Here is a 14,269-nt window from a genome sequence, read left to right on the forward strand (position 1 = left end):
CCCCAGCCGATGTCGGCCCCGCCCGGGTCGGCGTACGGGGCGCCGGGGGCGGGCGCTGGCAAGGGCCGGGCCGCCCTGGTCCTCGCCATCGTCGCCGGGCTGCTCCTCGTGCTCGGCGGCGTGATGACCGGCCTCTACGTCACCACCAACGGCAAGCTGGACAAGGCTGAGAAGCAGGTCAGCCAGCGGGACGGCACGATCGCGGCCAACCGGCAGGAGATCGACAAGCTGAAGGCCGACCTCCAGTCGGTCCGGGACAAGCTGGCCGACACCGAGCAGGACCTGACCGGCACCAAGAACGACCGGGACGAGCAGGCCCGGCAGAAGAAGGTCATCGCCACCTGCCTGGACAAGCTGACCACCGCCCTGCAGGCGGCGTCGCGCGGCGACAAGGCCGCCTTCGACAAGGCAAGCAAGGGCATGGACAAGGTCTGCGACGAGGCCGACAACTACCTCTGAGCAGCCGCTCGGCACGGGCCGCCCCGGTCACCCGGCGCGGCCCGTCCGCGTTCCGCTCATCGGGCCGGCGCCGGGCGTCGAGGGCTGCGCAGTCTCCCGGAAAGTGCTGCCTCAGAGCGCTCGGAGACAGCACTTTCCCCGAAGTTGTGCGCGACCCCGCACGGCGGAGGCGGGCGCGGGGCGTGGTCAGGCGGCGCCGGCGGGGCGGCGGGTGGGGAGGGCGGTCACGCCGGGGGGCGGCAGCCCGGCCGTCGAGGCCAGCAGGGTGCACCAGCCGAGCAGGTGCGGGGCCAGGTCGACCCCGAGCGGGGTCCAGGACGCGCGGATCTCGATGTCCCCGGCGGTGGGCGGCCCGGCCAGCTCGCCGAACCGGGTGGAGAGGGTCTGGGTGACGGTGCCGCCGATCGCCCGGTACCGGGCGTGCTGCGCGTCCAGCGCGTCGGTCAGCCAGGTCCAGCCCACCCCGGGCAGCAGCGGGTCGCTGGCCAGGTCCACCTCCAGCTCGGCGGTCACGTAGGTGACCAGCCGGAGGGTGCCCTGCCAGGCCTCGTGGCCGGCCGGGTCGTGCAGCAGGATCAGCCGCCCGGTGGCCACCTCGTCCTCGTCCCGCAGCACGCCGGCGGAGAGCGCGAACGCGTACGGGGCCAGCCGCTGCGGCGCGCCGACCTCCTCCAGCACGATCTCGGGGCGGCAGGTCGCCGAGCGCAACCCGGCGACCGCGCGAGCGAAGGTTTCCGGGAGCGCGATCGGGGGGGCCATGCCGGCAGCCTATGCCGCAGTCCACTCGTACCGGACGACGGCACGCCGGGCGGCGGTCACGATCATGTGACAGCGGCGCCCGGTGTTAACCGGGGGCCCTTCCTATACCGCAAGCGTTAACCGGGGGCCCTTCCTTTCACGTCACAAAAGGTGATGGTGAGCGCGAGCGCCGTTCGGGCGCGTGGCACGATGGCCGCGATGACCACCGACACCACGGGCATTGCCGCCCGAGACGGACAGCCCCGCCGCGGCGGGCCGGCCGACTCGCCCTTCGTCCGCGCCTGCCGGCGCGAGCCGGGCCCGCACACCCCGGTCTGGTTCATGCGCCAGGCCGGCCGGTCCCTCCCCGAATATCGGGAGATCCGGGCCAATGTGCCGATGCTGGAGTCCTGCCGCCGCCCTGACCTGGTCACCGAGATCACCCTCCAGCCGGTCCGCCGGCACGGGGTGGACGCCGCGATCCTGTTCAGCGACATCGTGGTCCCGGTGGCCGCCGCCGGCGTCGACCTGGACATCGTGGCCGGCACCGGGCCCGTGGTGGCCGAGCCGGTGCGCGGCCGCGCCGACGTCGACCGGATCCGGCCGATCGGCCGCGACGACGTGCCCTACGTGGACGAGGCGGTCCGCCAGCTCGTCGCCGAGCTGGGCGACACCCCGCTGATCGGCTTCGCCGGCGCCCCGTTCACGCTGGCCAGCTACCTGGTCGAGGGCGGTCCGTCGCGGACCCACGCCAAGACCAAGGCGCTGATGTATGGCGACCCCGATCTGTGGCACGCGCTCTGCGCCCGGCTCGCCGAGGTGACGCTCGCCTTCCTGCGGGTGCAGGTCGACGCCGGGGTCTCCGCGGTGCAGCTCTTCGACTCGTGGGCGGGCGCGCTCTCCGAGGCCGACTACCGCCGCTACGTGCTGCCGCACTCGACCCACGTGCTCACCGGCCTGGCCGACGACTGCTCCGGGTCGCGGCGCGGCGACAGACGCGCCGAGCCGGAGCGGTCGCCAGGCGTGCCCCGGATCCACTTCGGGGTGGGCACCGCCGAGCTGCTCGGCGCGATGAGCGAGGCCGGCACCGACGTGGTCGGCGTCGACTGGCGTACGCCGCTGGACGTGGCGACCCGCCGGATCGGCCCGGACAAGGCCGTGCAGGGCAACCTCGACCCGTGTGTGCTGCTCGCCCCCTGGCCGGTGATCGAGGCCGAGGTGCGCCGGATCCTCGACCAGGGGCGGGCCGCCCCCGGTCACGTGTTCAACCTCGGTCACGGCGTGCTGCCGGAGACCGACCCCGATGTGCTGACCCGGGTGGTCGCGCTGGTGCACGAGCTCAGCGCGCGGCCGGTCGAATAGAGGAGGGACCGTGGCGCGACCGTGGCGGGTGGCGATCGTCGGTGGGGGGATCACCGGGCTGGCCGCCGCCGTCTGGTTGCGTGACCTCGCCCCCGCCGGCACCGAGATCACCGTGTACGAGCAGTCCGGCCGCCTCGGCGGCAAGCTGCACACCGGCGAGCTGGCCGGCGGCCCGGTCGAGTTCGGTGCCGAGTCGTTCCTGATGCGCGACCCGACCGGCGCGGAGTCAGGAGCCGTGGCCCTGGTCCGCCGGCTCGGCCTGGCCGAGGCGATCGTGCACCCGACGGTCGGACAGGCCGCGCTCGTGGTCGACGGCGGGCTGCGCCCGGTCCCGGGCGGCACCCTTGTCGGCGTACCAGGGGATCTGGACAAGGTGGCGGCGGTGGCGCAGCCGGCGGCGGACGCCGACCGCGACGCCGGCCGGCCGCTGCTCGGCCCGGACCAGGACGTCGCGGTCGGCGCGCTGGTCCGCGACCGGCTCGGCGACCAGGTGGTGGACCGGCTGGTCGACCCGATGCTCGGCGGCGTCTACGCCGGCCGGGCCGACGACCTCTCCCTGGTCACCACCATGCCGGCCCTGGCCCGGGCGGCCCGCAGCGAGCACACCCTGGTCGGCGCGGTCCGCGCCGCGCAGGCCGCCGCACCCCGCACCGCCGGCGCGCCGGTCTTCGGCACCCTCGCCGGCGGGCTGACCACCCTGGTCGAGGCGGCGGCCCGGGTGAGCGGCGCGACGATCCGCCGGGACGCCACGGTCCGCGAGCTGCACCGCGGCCCGGCCGGCTGGCGGCTCACCGTCGGCCCGACCCGCGACCCTGACGACGGCTCCAGGTCGCGGCGCGGCGGCAGACGCGCCGAGCTGGAGTTGTCGAACGTGGAGGCCGACGCGGTGCTGCTCGCCGTGCCGGCCCGCCCGGCCGCCCGGCTGCTCGCCGGCCCGGCGCCCGAGGTGGCCGGCACCGTCGGCGGGCTGGACTACGCCAGCGTCGCCCTGGTCACCATGGCCCTGCCCGAGCCGGAGCTGCCGGAACTCTCCGGCTTCCTGGTGCCGGCCACCGAGGGGCTGTTGATCAAGGCGTCCACCTTCTTCACCACCAAATGGGGGCACCTGCGCCGGGCCGACCGGCTCGCCCTGGTCCGCGCCTCCGTCGGCCGGTACGGCGACGAGGCGTCCCTGCAGCGCACCGACGACGAACTGGTCGCCACCGTGCACCGGGAGCTGTCGAAGGTGCTGGGCAGCGCGCTGCCCACCCCGGTGGCCGGGCACGTGCAGCGCTGGGGCGGCGCCCTGCCGCAGTACACCCCCGGTCACCTCGCCCGGGTGGCGGCGGTACGGGCGGCCCTGCGCGCCGCCCACCCGACGCTGGCCCTGGCCGGGGCCGGTTACGACGGCGTCGGCATCCCGGTCTGCGTCCGCTCCGGCGAGACGGCGGCCGAAGAGATCATCACAGCACTGGGAGGATCGGCAGCATGACCGAGCAGACCAACGCGGCACGGCTGCGGGAGCTCAACGAGACCATCCGCTACACCATGTGGTCGGTGTACCGGGCCACCAGCCCCCTCCCGTCCCTGCGCGAGAACGTCGTCGACGAGGTCGAGTCGCTCTTCGAGGAGTTGGCCGGCAAGGACGTCACCATCCGGGGCACGTACGACGTGGCCGGGCTGCGCGCCGACGCCGACCTGATGATCTGGTGGCACTCGTCGTCCAGTGACGCCCTGCAGGACGCGTACCTGCGGTTCCGCCGGACCACTCTGGGCCGGGCGCTCACCCCGGTCTGGTCGCAGATGGCGTTGCACCGGCCGGCCGAGTTCAACAAGAGCCACATCCCGGCCTTCCTGGCCGGCGAGGAGGCCCGGGCCTACCTCTGCGTCTACCCGTTCGTCCGCTCCTACGAGTGGTACCTGCTGCCGGACGCCGAGCGGCGGGAGATGCTGGCCGAGCACGGCAAAATGGCCCGCGGCTACCCGGACGTACGGGCCAACACGGTGGCCTCCTTCGCCCTCGGCGACTACGAGTGGATGCTCGCCTTCGAGGCCGACGAGCTGCACCGGATCGTCGACCTGATGCGCGACCTGCGGGCCGCCCGGGCCCGCCGGCACGTCCGGGAGGAGATCCCCTTCTACACCGGACGTCGCCGCCCGATCGCCGACATCGTCACCTGCCTGGTCTGAGCTACCCGCGCAGACGCGACGGGCCCCGGAGGAAGCTCCGGGGCCCGTCGCCGTCGGGTGGCGCTACTTGATATAGCCGAACCCGTCCGTGGTGACCCGGGGCCGGCCGCTGGTGCCGACCACCACGATCTTGATGGTGTGCGCGCCGCTGGTGCTCCAGCTCTTCGTCCAGACCGCCTGCCGGTACGCGGTGCTGCTCGCCTTCAGGTCCACCGTCGCCACCTTCACCCCGTCCAGGTAGACGTACACCTGGCCGGAGGTCGAGGAGCGGGTGGCGATGAACGACACCGACCGGCCGGTGAAGGACAGCTTCATGGTGGCGCCCTTGGCGGTGCTGGTGAGCGCCTTGCCACCCAGGTGGGCGGTGTTGTAGGTGGTCGACCAGGTGCCGGTGCGCGAGGCCGACGACTCGGGGAAGAGCATCGGGGTGCGGCTGTTCGAGGCGGTGGCCGAGTTGCCGGCCCAGTCCAGCGCCTTCATCGACCAGGTCGTCGCGACCCCCGGCTTCGCCAGGACCGACGCGCTGGTGGTGGTCGGCCCGTAGGTGATCGCGCTCGGCGCGGTCAGATACACCGCCCGCAGTGCGGCGTTGTCGGCGGCCCGCCAGGAGAGCGTGACGGGCACCGAGGTGCTGTTGACCGTCCCGCCACGCAGGCCCACCTCCGGCTTGGCGGAGAAGGTCGGCGCGGTGGGGTCGCCGACGACCGTCTGGGCGGCGGTGGTGGCGGTGCGGCCCAGCCGGTGCGCGGCCCGGATCTGCAGGGTGTGCGCGCCGGCGCCGACGGTGACCGCGGCCGACCGGGCGGTGCCCGCCGCGGTGGCGACGACGGACCCGTCCAGCAGCACCTCGAACTTCGCGATCAGCGCGCTGGGCGTGCCCACCGACCAGGACACGGTGGACGTTCCCCGGGTGTACCAGGTGGTGCCCGACTTCCCGCCGGTGACCCCGGTGAGCGCCAACCCGGTGATCGTCGCCGCCTTCAGCCGGAGGCCGCCGAGCTGGCCGTAGAGCGCGTCACCCGGGCACTCCGTGGCGACCGCGTCGCGGTGCCCCGAGACGCGGTTGAACGTCACCGACTGGCCGAGGGGATACTTCCCGTTCACGCCGGAGACCAGGGTGACCGTGCCGGCCGGGTCGTTGCCGTACTGGCCCAGCTTGTAGGCCGCGACGTGCGCGATCGCGTCCTGGACCACGACAGGCACGCCGGAGCTGATGTAGGTGCCGAGCACGGCGATCGCCGCGGTGTCGGTGTTGAAGCCGTACGTGTGGGCACCGGTCACCGGCTTGTCGATGCCGCCCTTGCGGCCCTCGAAGACCACCCCGCACTTGTCGACGAGGAAGTTGTAGCCGATGTCGTTCCAGCCGTTGCTCTTGACGTGGTAGACCTCGATGCCCCGGACGATCGCGGCCGAGTCGGCGCAGCTGTAGGTGTTGGTGCCCGCGGTGTGGTGGACGAAGAACGCCTTCACCGTCTTCCCGTACGTCGGCGGGTCGGTGACGATCGACTCGTCGGCCTGCCAGCCGGCGCGGGTGACCACCTTCGGGGTGGGGACCGGGTTCGGCGCGGCGGTGGGGGAAGCGGTGGTGGGCGCCGGCGCGGTGGTGGTGGCCGGGGCCGGCGCGGTGGTCTCGACCGGCGCGGTGGTCTCGGTGGGCGCCGGGGCGGTGGTCTCCGCCGGGGCGGTGCTGTCCGTCGGGGCCGGCGCCGTGGTGTCGGTCGGCGCGGGTGCCGTGGTGTCGGTCGCGGCGGGATCGGTGGCGGTCGGCTCGAGCGCCCGCAGTTGCGCGACCGGCCGCAGTCGGTCCCGGCTTCCCGGTGCCCGCCCGGCGGCCCCCGCCTTGCGGCGCTTCGGCTGGCCCGGATCGACCAGTTCCAGCCGCAGCCCGGCGGGGAGCCGGTCGCTGGTGCCGCCGCTGGCCGCCACCGCGCGCACCTCCACGCCGTCGGAGGCGCCGACCCAGAGCGGGTCGGTGCCGCCGCGGGCCCGGCCCGCCTCGGCCCCCGACTCCGGCCCGCGGTGGCTGTCCAGCTCCAGCGGCTGCCAGTCGGACCAGCCGCCCCCCACGGCCCGGGTGCGCACCGAGATGGTGCCCCGGAAGGTGGCCTTCGGGTTCGTCCAGGTCACCCCGATCATGGCGAAGCGGTCGGTGTCCCGACGCGGGACGGTGACCTCGCGGCCGGTGGCGGCCGGGAAGTCCACGGTGTGCAGTGCGGTGGTCACCGGCCCGTCCCCGGCGGCCCACTCCGCGCCGTCGTCGCCGTAGCTGACCGCGACCAGGCCGACCGTGCCGGCCACGGCGGTGGCCGCCGTCGCTGCCACGATGCCCGCCCGGCGGCTGGTCCAGCGGATCCCCGTAAATTTCACGCTTTAGTTCCCTTCGACGTGTCCCAGTGGACAGCGCGGGAATCGATCGTGGTGTTACCTGGCGGCCCCGAGCGGCGCATCGGGGTGTGCGGGATGCCGTCCTCGACGTAGCCGGGGCCGCTGACCGTGAAGCCGTGCCCGGCGTAGAAGTCGACCAGGTGGCTCTGCGCCTCCAGCACGCACGGCCGGTCGCCGACCAGCGCCAGGGCCTCGCTCATCAACCGGCCGGCCAGGCCCGCGCCGCGGGCCGCCGGCGCGACCACCACCCGGCCGATCCGGTCCACCCCGTCCGGGTCGGCCAGGATCCGCAGGTACGCCAGCACCGCGCCGTCGCGGGTCAGCCACAGGTGCCGGGTGCCCGCCTCGGTGTCCCGGCCGTCCAGTTCGGGGTACGGGCAGGCCTGCTCGACGACGAACACGTCGATGCGCAACCGGAGCAGGTCGTGGAAGGTGCGGGCGTCCAGCTCGGCGAAGGTGGCGACGTGCGACTCGACAGGCATCCCGAAAGGTTAGGTCGCGTCCACCTCGCCGCCCCGGGCGGCCCGGGCGGCGGTGGCCCGGCGGCGGGCCAGGGTGCCGGCGGCGGCCACCCCGACCAGCGCGGCGACGACGCCGGCGACCTTCCACGGGCCCAGCCCCGCCAGCCAGCCGCTCAGCGCGCCCTGCGCCCGGCCGGCCGCGTCGATCACCGGATCGCCGGCGTCGCCACCGGCGAGCAGCCGGACCTCGTACCAGCCGTACCAGGCCACGTAGCCGCCGGTGAGCACCAGCAGCAGGCCGGCCAGCCGGCCGAGCAGCGGCGCGGCCCGCCGGGTGCGCCGGACCAACGACTCCCGGGCCAGCGCCACCGCGAGGGCCGCCGCGCCGACCGCCAGCCCCATGCCGAGGGCGTACGCCACGAAGAGGCCCACGCCCGCGGCCGGGCTGCCGGCCCGGAAGCCGGCCACCACCACGGCCAGGAACGGGCCGATCGTGCAGCCGAGCGAGGCGACCGCGTACCCGGCGCCGAAGAGCGCCATCGAGCCGAACCGGGCCCGGACCGCGGGGCCGGCCGCCGGGCGCGGGGTGAGCGCCGGCAGCTGCCGGCCGGCGAGCAGCCACCCGCCGGCCACCACCAGCGCCGCCCCGATCAGCACCGACACCCACGGCAGGCGCTGCGCCACGGCGTCCGCGACCGGCCCGGCGAGCAGCCCGAACGTACCGAAGACCGCGACGAAGCCGGCGGTCATTGCGCCGGTCAGGGCCAGTGCCCGGCCCACCGGCGCGAGCGCCCCGGGGGCGGCCGTCGGGCCCTCGCCGAGCACCAGCACCGACAGGTACGCGGGCAGCAGCGCGAACCCGCACGGGTTCACCGCAGCGAGCAGGCCGGCGGCGAGAGCCAGGCCGTAGGGGGCGTCGGACATGTCAGGACAGCCCGGCGACCCGCCGGCGCAGCTCCGCCTGGGACAGCGCCCCGGAGTGCACCACCTTCCCGGAGGAGTCGAGCAGCACGTACCACTCCTGGCTGGTGACGCCGAACCGGCGCCACACCGCGCCCTCGTCGTCGGCCAGGTTGGGGAAGGCCGCGATGCCGGTGTCCGTGGCGAAGCGGCGCATCGCGTCCGCGCCGCTGCCCAGGCCGGCCACGCCGACCAGGTTGACCCGGTCGGCGTTGTCCCGCCGCAGCGCGGCCACGTCGTCGGCGACCCCGCGACAGCGGGTGCACCAGGCCGCCCAGAACCACAGCACGGCCGGCTTGCCGGCGAGGCTGCCGCCGCGGAACGAGCCGCCGTCGATGGTGCGCGCGGTGAAGTCCAGCGTGGCCGGCACCGGGGCGGTCGTGCCCGCCGGCCTGGCCGTGTCCGCAGGTGTGGCGGCGGCCGTCCCGCTGGGCGTGCCGGCCGGCGCGGCCGAGGTGGCGGGGGCGGCCTCGCTGGTCGGGCGTTCCGCCCCGCCGCAGCCGGCGAGGGCGAGGACGGCGGTCAGCGTGAGCGGCAGCAGCGTCGATCTGGTGGCGGGCATGGCGGGATGCTAACCAGCTTCCGGGCGCTCGGGCCCTTACCGCATCCTTACGGCCCACCGCCCGAAGCGGTGGGGCGCGCGTCAGGAGGGGCGGGCGCCCACCGCGTCCCGGACCTCGGCGCCCTGGGCGCCCTCTACCGCCCGGGCGCAGTGGGCGCAGCAGAAGAAGCGGCCGTTGACCTCGACGCCGTGGCCGACGATCTTGGTCTGGCAGTGCTCGCAGATCGGCGCCATCCGGTGGATGGCGCACTCGAAGCAGTCGAAGGTGTGGGTCGCGCCGCTGGCCGTGCGGACCTCGAACGCTCCCCAGTAGTCGTTACCGCATACCTCGCAGGTAGCCATTACAAAACCCCCCGATATGGACACGTCACCCCAGCGTCGAGCAGCCGACACATCCGGGCAACCGAAACGGGCGAACCTGGTCCCGCTCGACGGCGAGTCGCCCCCGGCGTGTCGCGCGTTAGGCCTGGTGACCGCCCTCGAACCCCGGAGGACCCCGTGATCAAGCGCAACAAGCTCTTCGGCAACCAGACCCGGGTCACCTTCTGCCTGCCCCGGGACACCCCGCCCGGCACGGTGAGCGTGGTCGGCTGCTTCAACGACTGGCAGCCCGGCCGGCACGAGCTGGTGACCCGCCGGGACGGCACCCGTACGGTGACCGTCCGGCTGGCTCCGGGCGAGTACCGGTTCCGCTACCTGGCGACCGGCGGGGTCTGGCTGGACGACGACTCCGCCGACGCGATCGACGAGCAGGGCAGCTGCCTGCGGCTCTGAGTGCCCCGGTCAGCCCTGCTTCGGCTCCAGCCGGACGGAGATCGAGTTCACGCAGTGCCGGGTGTCCTTCGGGGTGAAGCCCTCACCCTCGAAGACGTGCCCCAGGTGACTGTCGCACCGGGCGCACCGGATCTCCGTCCGGCGCATGCCGAGGGTGTTGTCGGGAATCTCCTTCACCGCGCCCGGGATGGCGTCGTCGAAGCTCGGCCAGCCGCAGTGCGAGTCGAACTTGTCCTCGCTGCGGAACAGCTCCGCCCCGCAGGCCCGGCAGTGGTAGACGCCGGGGGTCTTGGTGTCGACGTACTCGCCGGTCCACGGCCGCTCGGTGCCGGCCTCGCGGAGCACCCGGAACTCCTCGGGGCTCAGCCGGACCCGCCACTCGTCCTCGGTGGTGGGCAGTTCGCTCTCGGAAAGACTCACCGGTTAACGGTACGCCGGGCGTCGGTGGCATCGCATATGGTCGCCCAATGGCTGGCAGCAAGGCCGCAGTCGAGGAGATCGACGTCGCCGGGCACACCGTGCGGCTCAGCAGCCCGGATCGGGTGATCTTCCCGCAGCGCGGCTTCACCAAGGCGGACGTCTTCCACTACTACCTGTCCGTGGGTGAGGGGATCATGCGCGCCCTGCGGGACCGCCCCACCACCCTGCAGCGCTTCCCCGAGGGCATCGAGGGGGAGATGTTCTTCCAGAAGCGGGTGCCGGCCCGGGGCGTACCCCCGTGGATCCAGACCGCGGAGATCGCCTTCCCGAGCGGCCGGAAGGCCGCCGAGCTCTGCCCGGCCGACCTGGCGCACGTGGCCTGGGCGGCGCAGATGGGCAGCGTGGTGTTCCACCCGTGGCCGGTACGCGCCGCCGACGTCGACCGCCCGGACGAGCTGCGGATCGACCTGGACCCGCAGCCCGGCACCGACTTCGCCGACGCGGTGACCGCCGCCGGTGAGCTGCGGGCCCTGCTCGACGAGCTGGGCGTGACCGGTTGGCCGAAGACCTCCGGCGGCCGGGGCGTGCACGTCTACCTGCGCATCCAGCCGCGCTGGACGTTCGTCGAGGTGCGCCGGGCCACCATCGCGCTGGCCCGGGAGCTGGAGCGCCGCCGCCCTGAGCTGGTCACCACCGCGTGGTGGAAGGAGGAGCGGGGCAGCCGGGTCTTCGTCGACTTCAACCAGATGGCCCGGGACCGGACCATCGCCTGCGCGTACTCGCTGCGGGCCAACGCGCGGGCCACCGTCTCCACGCCGGTCGACTGGGACGAACTGACCGAGGTGGACCCGGACGACTTCGACCTGGGCACCGTACCGGCCCGGCTGGCCGAACGGGGCGACCCGCACGCCGGCATCGACGACGCCCCCTGGGACATCACCCCGCTGCTGGAGTGGGCCGAGCGGGACGCCGCCGCCGGGCAGGGCGACCTGCCGTACCCGCCGGAGTACCCGAAGATGCCCGGCGAGCCGAAGCGGGTGCAGCCCTCCAAGGACCGGGACCGCCCCCGCGCCTGACCGCCCAACGCCCACCGGCCTCGATAACGATCACGTAACGCGTGCGAACCTTTCCCGACCGCCGAGTGGTCTCCCAGTGACATCGCCCCGCCCGGGGCAGGGGAGGACGTCGGATGAAGCTGGTGTGGAGGCGGGCCGTCGAAGCGCGCGGGCTGCTGCTCGCCGCCGCGGTCGCGGCCCTGGTCGCGGTCGCGCTGGTCACCGGGCTCTCCGACTACAACCGCCGGGCCGTCGAGGCCGGCCAGCGGGCGCTGCTCGCCGGCGCCTCCCTCGAGGAGCGCAGCCTGCTGGTCGTTGGTTCCGGGGGCCGGGACGCCGCCGAACTGGCCGCCCGCGATCGGGCGATCCGCCAGGGTTTCGCCGCCGGCCTCGGCGGCGCTCCGGTCACCGTCACCGGCGCACGGTATGGCGGCGGCCGGGAACTTACCGGTGACCTCGGTCCGCGGATCCGGGTCGACGACGACCCCATCTTCGCCAACCTCGCAACCTTGGACGACCTGCCCGCGCACGCCGAACTGGCTGCCGGCACCTGGCCCTCCGCCGGGTCGAGCCCATTGCAGGTGACGCTGCCGGAAAAGGTTGCCGGCGCGCTGGGGATGACTGTCGGCGAACGCCTGCCCGTGCTCGATCGCAGCACCGAACGGGCCAGCGAGGTGGTGCTCGTCGGGACGTGGCGACCGCGTGACCCGGCGCAGCCGTACTGGCAGTTGGCGCCCGGGGTCGGGGCGGGCAGCGCCGTGGACTCCGACACCTCATACGGGCCCTTCGTGCTCGACCCGGCGGACTTCACCGCGACCTTCCCGAGCTCAGTCTCCGCCTGGTGGGTGATCGAGCCGGATCTTGCGGCGGCGGCTCGGAACGGACGGCTGCTCGACGTGCGGCAAGCACTCACCGACGCCGTCAGCGAGGTGCCCGAAGCGGCCGGGCTCGGCTCCTCCGCGCAGGTCGTCACCGCGATGGACCGGTTGCTCAATCGGATTGCCCGGGCCGACCTGGTGGGGCGGTCCTCGCTGGCCACCCCCGTGCTGCTGATCGTCGTCCTCGGCGGTTACGCGCTGGTGCTGGTCGCCGCGCTGCTGCACGAGGACCGGCGGAACCAGAACGCGCTGCTCCGGGCCCGGGGCGCCGCACGGCGGCAGTTGGCCGCCCTCACCGCCAGGGAAGCGACCCTCGTCGTCCTGCCGGCCACCGTGCTCGGGCCGCTGCTCGCTGGAGAGGCACTGCGACGCGTGGGCAGTGGCGGTCCGAGTGGTCTGGCGTTGACCGCCGGCAGCCCCACCCTGCTCTGGGTGGTGGCGCTGGCCGCCGCCGGCGGCTGCCTGGTCGCGATGGTCGCCCCGACGCTGCGCGGGGCCGGGACGTACGTCGCCGACATGGCGGCGCGGTCACGGCCCGACCGGTCCGCCACAGTGCAGCGGGCCAGCGTGGACGTGGTGCTGGTCGGGTTCGCGGTGCTGGCCTGGACGCAGCTGCGGCAGTACTCCTCGCCGGTGGCCGGGGCCGCCGGGCGGCTCGGCGTGGACCCGCTGCTGGTCGCGGCGCCGACGCTGGGCGTGCTCGCCGGTGCGGTGGTGGCGTTGCGGCTGCTCCCACCCGCGACCCGGATCGCCGAACGTTTCATCGACCGCAGGCTGTGGACGGCAACCATCCTCGGCATGTGGCAGGCGGGCCGTCGCCCACACGCCGGGCCGGTGCTGCTGCTCGCCCTCGCGGTCGGTGGCAGCACTTTGGCCTGGTCGCTGGTCGCCACCGGCCAACGCTCCGTGGTCGACCAGGCCGACCACACCGTCGGGGCCGATCTGCGGCTCACCGAGCGCGACGGAATCGCCCCGATCGGCCGAGCGGGGCAACTCCGGACCCTGGCCGGCGTCGAGCGGGCGTTACCGGCCTGGCGGGACGAGATCCGGGTCGGCCGCGCCGACCTGCCGGCCACCGTGGTGAGCCTCGACGCCGCGGCGGCGGCAACGGTGGTGCGACTGGACAGGCGGCTGACCGACGAGCCGGCGCGGGCCCTGTTCGACCGGCTCGTCCGGGCCCGGCAGGCGCCGATCGGGATCGAGCTGCCCGCCGACACCCGATCGCTCACCGGCACCATCCGCACCCCGGTGCGCGACGCCGTGTCGCCGCACCAGATCGCCGTGTCGATGCTGTTGATCCGGGCGGACGGGCTGGCCTACCGGCTGCCGGTGGCGAGCACGAACAGCGACGGCCGCCCGGCGCCGTTCGCCGTGCCGCTGCCCGACGGCGGGAACCTCCGGCTGGCTGGATTCGAGGTCGACGGGGGTGACGTGGCCGGGCGGGCGTACCAGTTGAAGGTGGGCGACCTGCGACTGGTCGGTGCCGACGGGACGGCCCGTCCTGCGCAGCTCGGCGATGCCTGGACGGCGACCAACGGTCAACCGAACGGCAGACTCAGTGTCTCGGCCGAGGCGGGCGGCTTGTCGGCCGTGAACGACGTGGATCTGCTGCCGGGCGGACAGTTCGCGTACCAGGCCTCGTCCCGTTTCGCCGTGGTGCCGGCCGGCGACAACTCACCGGTGCCCGCGTTGATGACCCCCGGGGTACGTGAGGCGTTGAGCTTGCACACCGGGGACACCGTCACCCTCTCGCTCTCGGGCGTGTCGCTGCCGGTCACCCTGGTCGGCGAGGTGGCCGCGGTGCCGTCGACCGCCGGAGAGGGCGTGCTGCTGGACCTGCCCGCCGCGACGGACTGGCTGGTCCGGGACCGGGGCGGGGTCCGGCCGGTGCAGGAGTGGTGGCTGACCACCGGCGGCGACCATGCGTCGGCGGCTCGCGCGGCGGCGGGCCTGCCCGGCGTCACGGTGCTGGACCGGCGGGGGGTGGGCGGACCCGCCGCCGCCGCCCCCCTCTTGGGGGGGGGGGGGGCCGGGCCCCCCCCCCCC

At 74.6% G+C, this 14,269-nt stretch carries 13 protein-coding genes and 1 pseudogene; 7 read left to right on the forward strand and 7 right to left on the reverse strand.

The features are described 5' to 3' along the window. Nucleotides 1–459 (forward strand): annotated as a pseudogene (locus ONA70_RS27320) (hypothetical protein); the annotation flags it as partial. Nucleotides 460–645: 186 nt separating this feature from the next. Here ONA70_RS27320 and ONA70_RS27325 read toward each other — a convergent pair. Next, nucleotides 646–1,218, reverse strand: coding sequence for a DUF3000 domain-containing protein (locus ONA70_RS27325; RefSeq protein WP_265009358.1), 573 nt, complete (start codon nucleotides 1,216–1,218; stop codon nucleotides 646–648). Nucleotides 1,219–1,416: 198 nt separating this feature from the next. Between ONA70_RS27325 and hemE the strand changes: the two genes are divergently transcribed. Genes hemE through hemQ form a run of 3 tightly spaced genes read left to right on the forward strand, consistent with a single transcriptional unit; the run spans nucleotide 1,417 to nucleotide 4,728 of the window. Next, nucleotides 1,417–2,559: a uroporphyrinogen decarboxylase gene (gene hemE, locus ONA70_RS27330; RefSeq protein WP_265009359.1), complete on the forward strand. Its 1,143-nt coding sequence runs from the start codon at nucleotides 1,417–1,419 to the stop codon at nucleotides 2,557–2,559. 10 nt (nucleotides 2,560–2,569) lie between these two features. Continuing rightward, nucleotides 2,570–4,030 carry a protoporphyrinogen oxidase gene (hemG, locus tag ONA70_RS27335; RefSeq protein WP_265009360.1) on the forward strand — a complete coding sequence of 487 codons (1,461 nt, stop codon included), beginning with the start codon at nucleotides 2,570–2,572 and terminating at the stop codon, nucleotides 4,028–4,030. Then, complete coding sequence (gene hemQ, locus ONA70_RS27340) at nucleotides 4,027–4,728, forward strand: hydrogen peroxide-dependent heme synthase (protein WP_265009361.1); 702 nt, start codon at nucleotides 4,027–4,029, stop codon at nucleotides 4,726–4,728. Before hemG ends, hemQ begins: the two co-directional genes overlap by 4 nt. Nucleotides 4,729–4,791: 63 nt before the next feature. Here the strand turns inward: hemQ and ONA70_RS27345 are convergent, their stop codons facing one another. The 5 genes from ONA70_RS27345 to ONA70_RS27365 form a co-directional block, all read right to left on the reverse strand. Next, nucleotides 4,792–7,095, reverse strand: a complete 2,304-nt coding sequence (locus ONA70_RS27345) for an N-acetylmuramoyl-L-alanine amidase (protein WP_265009362.1) — start codon at nucleotides 7,093–7,095, stop codon at nucleotides 4,792–4,794. Continuing rightward, nucleotides 7,092–7,595 (reverse strand): GNAT family N-acetyltransferase, encoded by a 504-nt coding sequence (locus ONA70_RS27350; RefSeq protein WP_265009363.1) that lies wholly within the window; start codon nucleotides 7,593–7,595, stop codon nucleotides 7,092–7,094. Before ONA70_RS27350 ends, ONA70_RS27345 begins: the two co-directional genes overlap by 4 nt. A gap of 9 nt (nucleotides 7,596–7,604) precedes the next feature. After that, complete coding sequence (locus ONA70_RS27355) at nucleotides 7,605–8,498, reverse strand: cytochrome c biogenesis CcdA family protein (RefSeq protein ID WP_265009364.1); 894 nt, start codon at nucleotides 8,496–8,498, stop codon at nucleotides 7,605–7,607. 1 nt (nucleotide 8,499) lies between these two features. After that, nucleotides 8,500–9,096, reverse strand: a complete 597-nt coding sequence (locus ONA70_RS27360; RefSeq protein WP_265009365.1) for a redoxin domain-containing protein — start codon at nucleotides 9,094–9,096, stop codon at nucleotides 8,500–8,502. 81 nt (nucleotides 9,097–9,177) lie between these two features. Further along, entirely contained in the window at nucleotides 9,178–9,438 is a 261-nt protein-coding gene (locus ONA70_RS27365; protein WP_265009366.1) for a Prokaryotic metallothionein, read from the reverse strand. A 156-nt stretch (nucleotides 9,439–9,594) separates the two neighbouring features. Here ONA70_RS27365 and ONA70_RS27370 point away from each other — a divergent pair, with 156 nt between their 5' ends. Beyond that, nucleotides 9,595–9,870, forward strand: coding sequence for an isoamylase early set domain-containing protein (locus ONA70_RS27370; RefSeq protein ID WP_265009367.1), 276 nt, complete (start codon nucleotides 9,595–9,597; stop codon nucleotides 9,868–9,870). Between the two features lie 9 nt (nucleotides 9,871–9,879). Here the strand turns inward: ONA70_RS27370 and msrB are convergent, their stop codons facing one another. Further along, nucleotides 9,880–10,290 (reverse strand): peptide-methionine (R)-S-oxide reductase MsrB, encoded by a 411-nt coding sequence (gene msrB, locus ONA70_RS27375; RefSeq protein WP_265009368.1) that lies wholly within the window; start codon nucleotides 10,288–10,290, stop codon nucleotides 9,880–9,882. 47 nt (nucleotides 10,291–10,337) lie between these two features. On the opposite strand from msrB, the gene ligD reads away from it, so the two are divergent. Both ligD and ONA70_RS27385 read left to right on the forward strand, forming a co-directional pair. Beyond that, entirely contained in the window at nucleotides 10,338–11,366 is a 1,029-nt protein-coding gene (gene ligD / locus ONA70_RS27380; protein ID WP_265009369.1) for a non-homologous end-joining DNA ligase, read from the forward strand. 113 nt (nucleotides 11,367–11,479) lie between these two features. After that, on the forward strand, nucleotides 11,480–14,269 hold a 2,790-nt coding region (locus tag ONA70_RS27385), incomplete at its 3' end, for an ABC transporter permease (RefSeq protein WP_265009370.1).

The organism is Micromonospora yasonensis, from assembly GCF_026013475.1.
Taxonomy (GTDB): Bacteria; Actinomycetota; Actinomycetes; order Mycobacteriales; family Micromonosporaceae; genus Micromonospora; species Micromonospora yasonensis.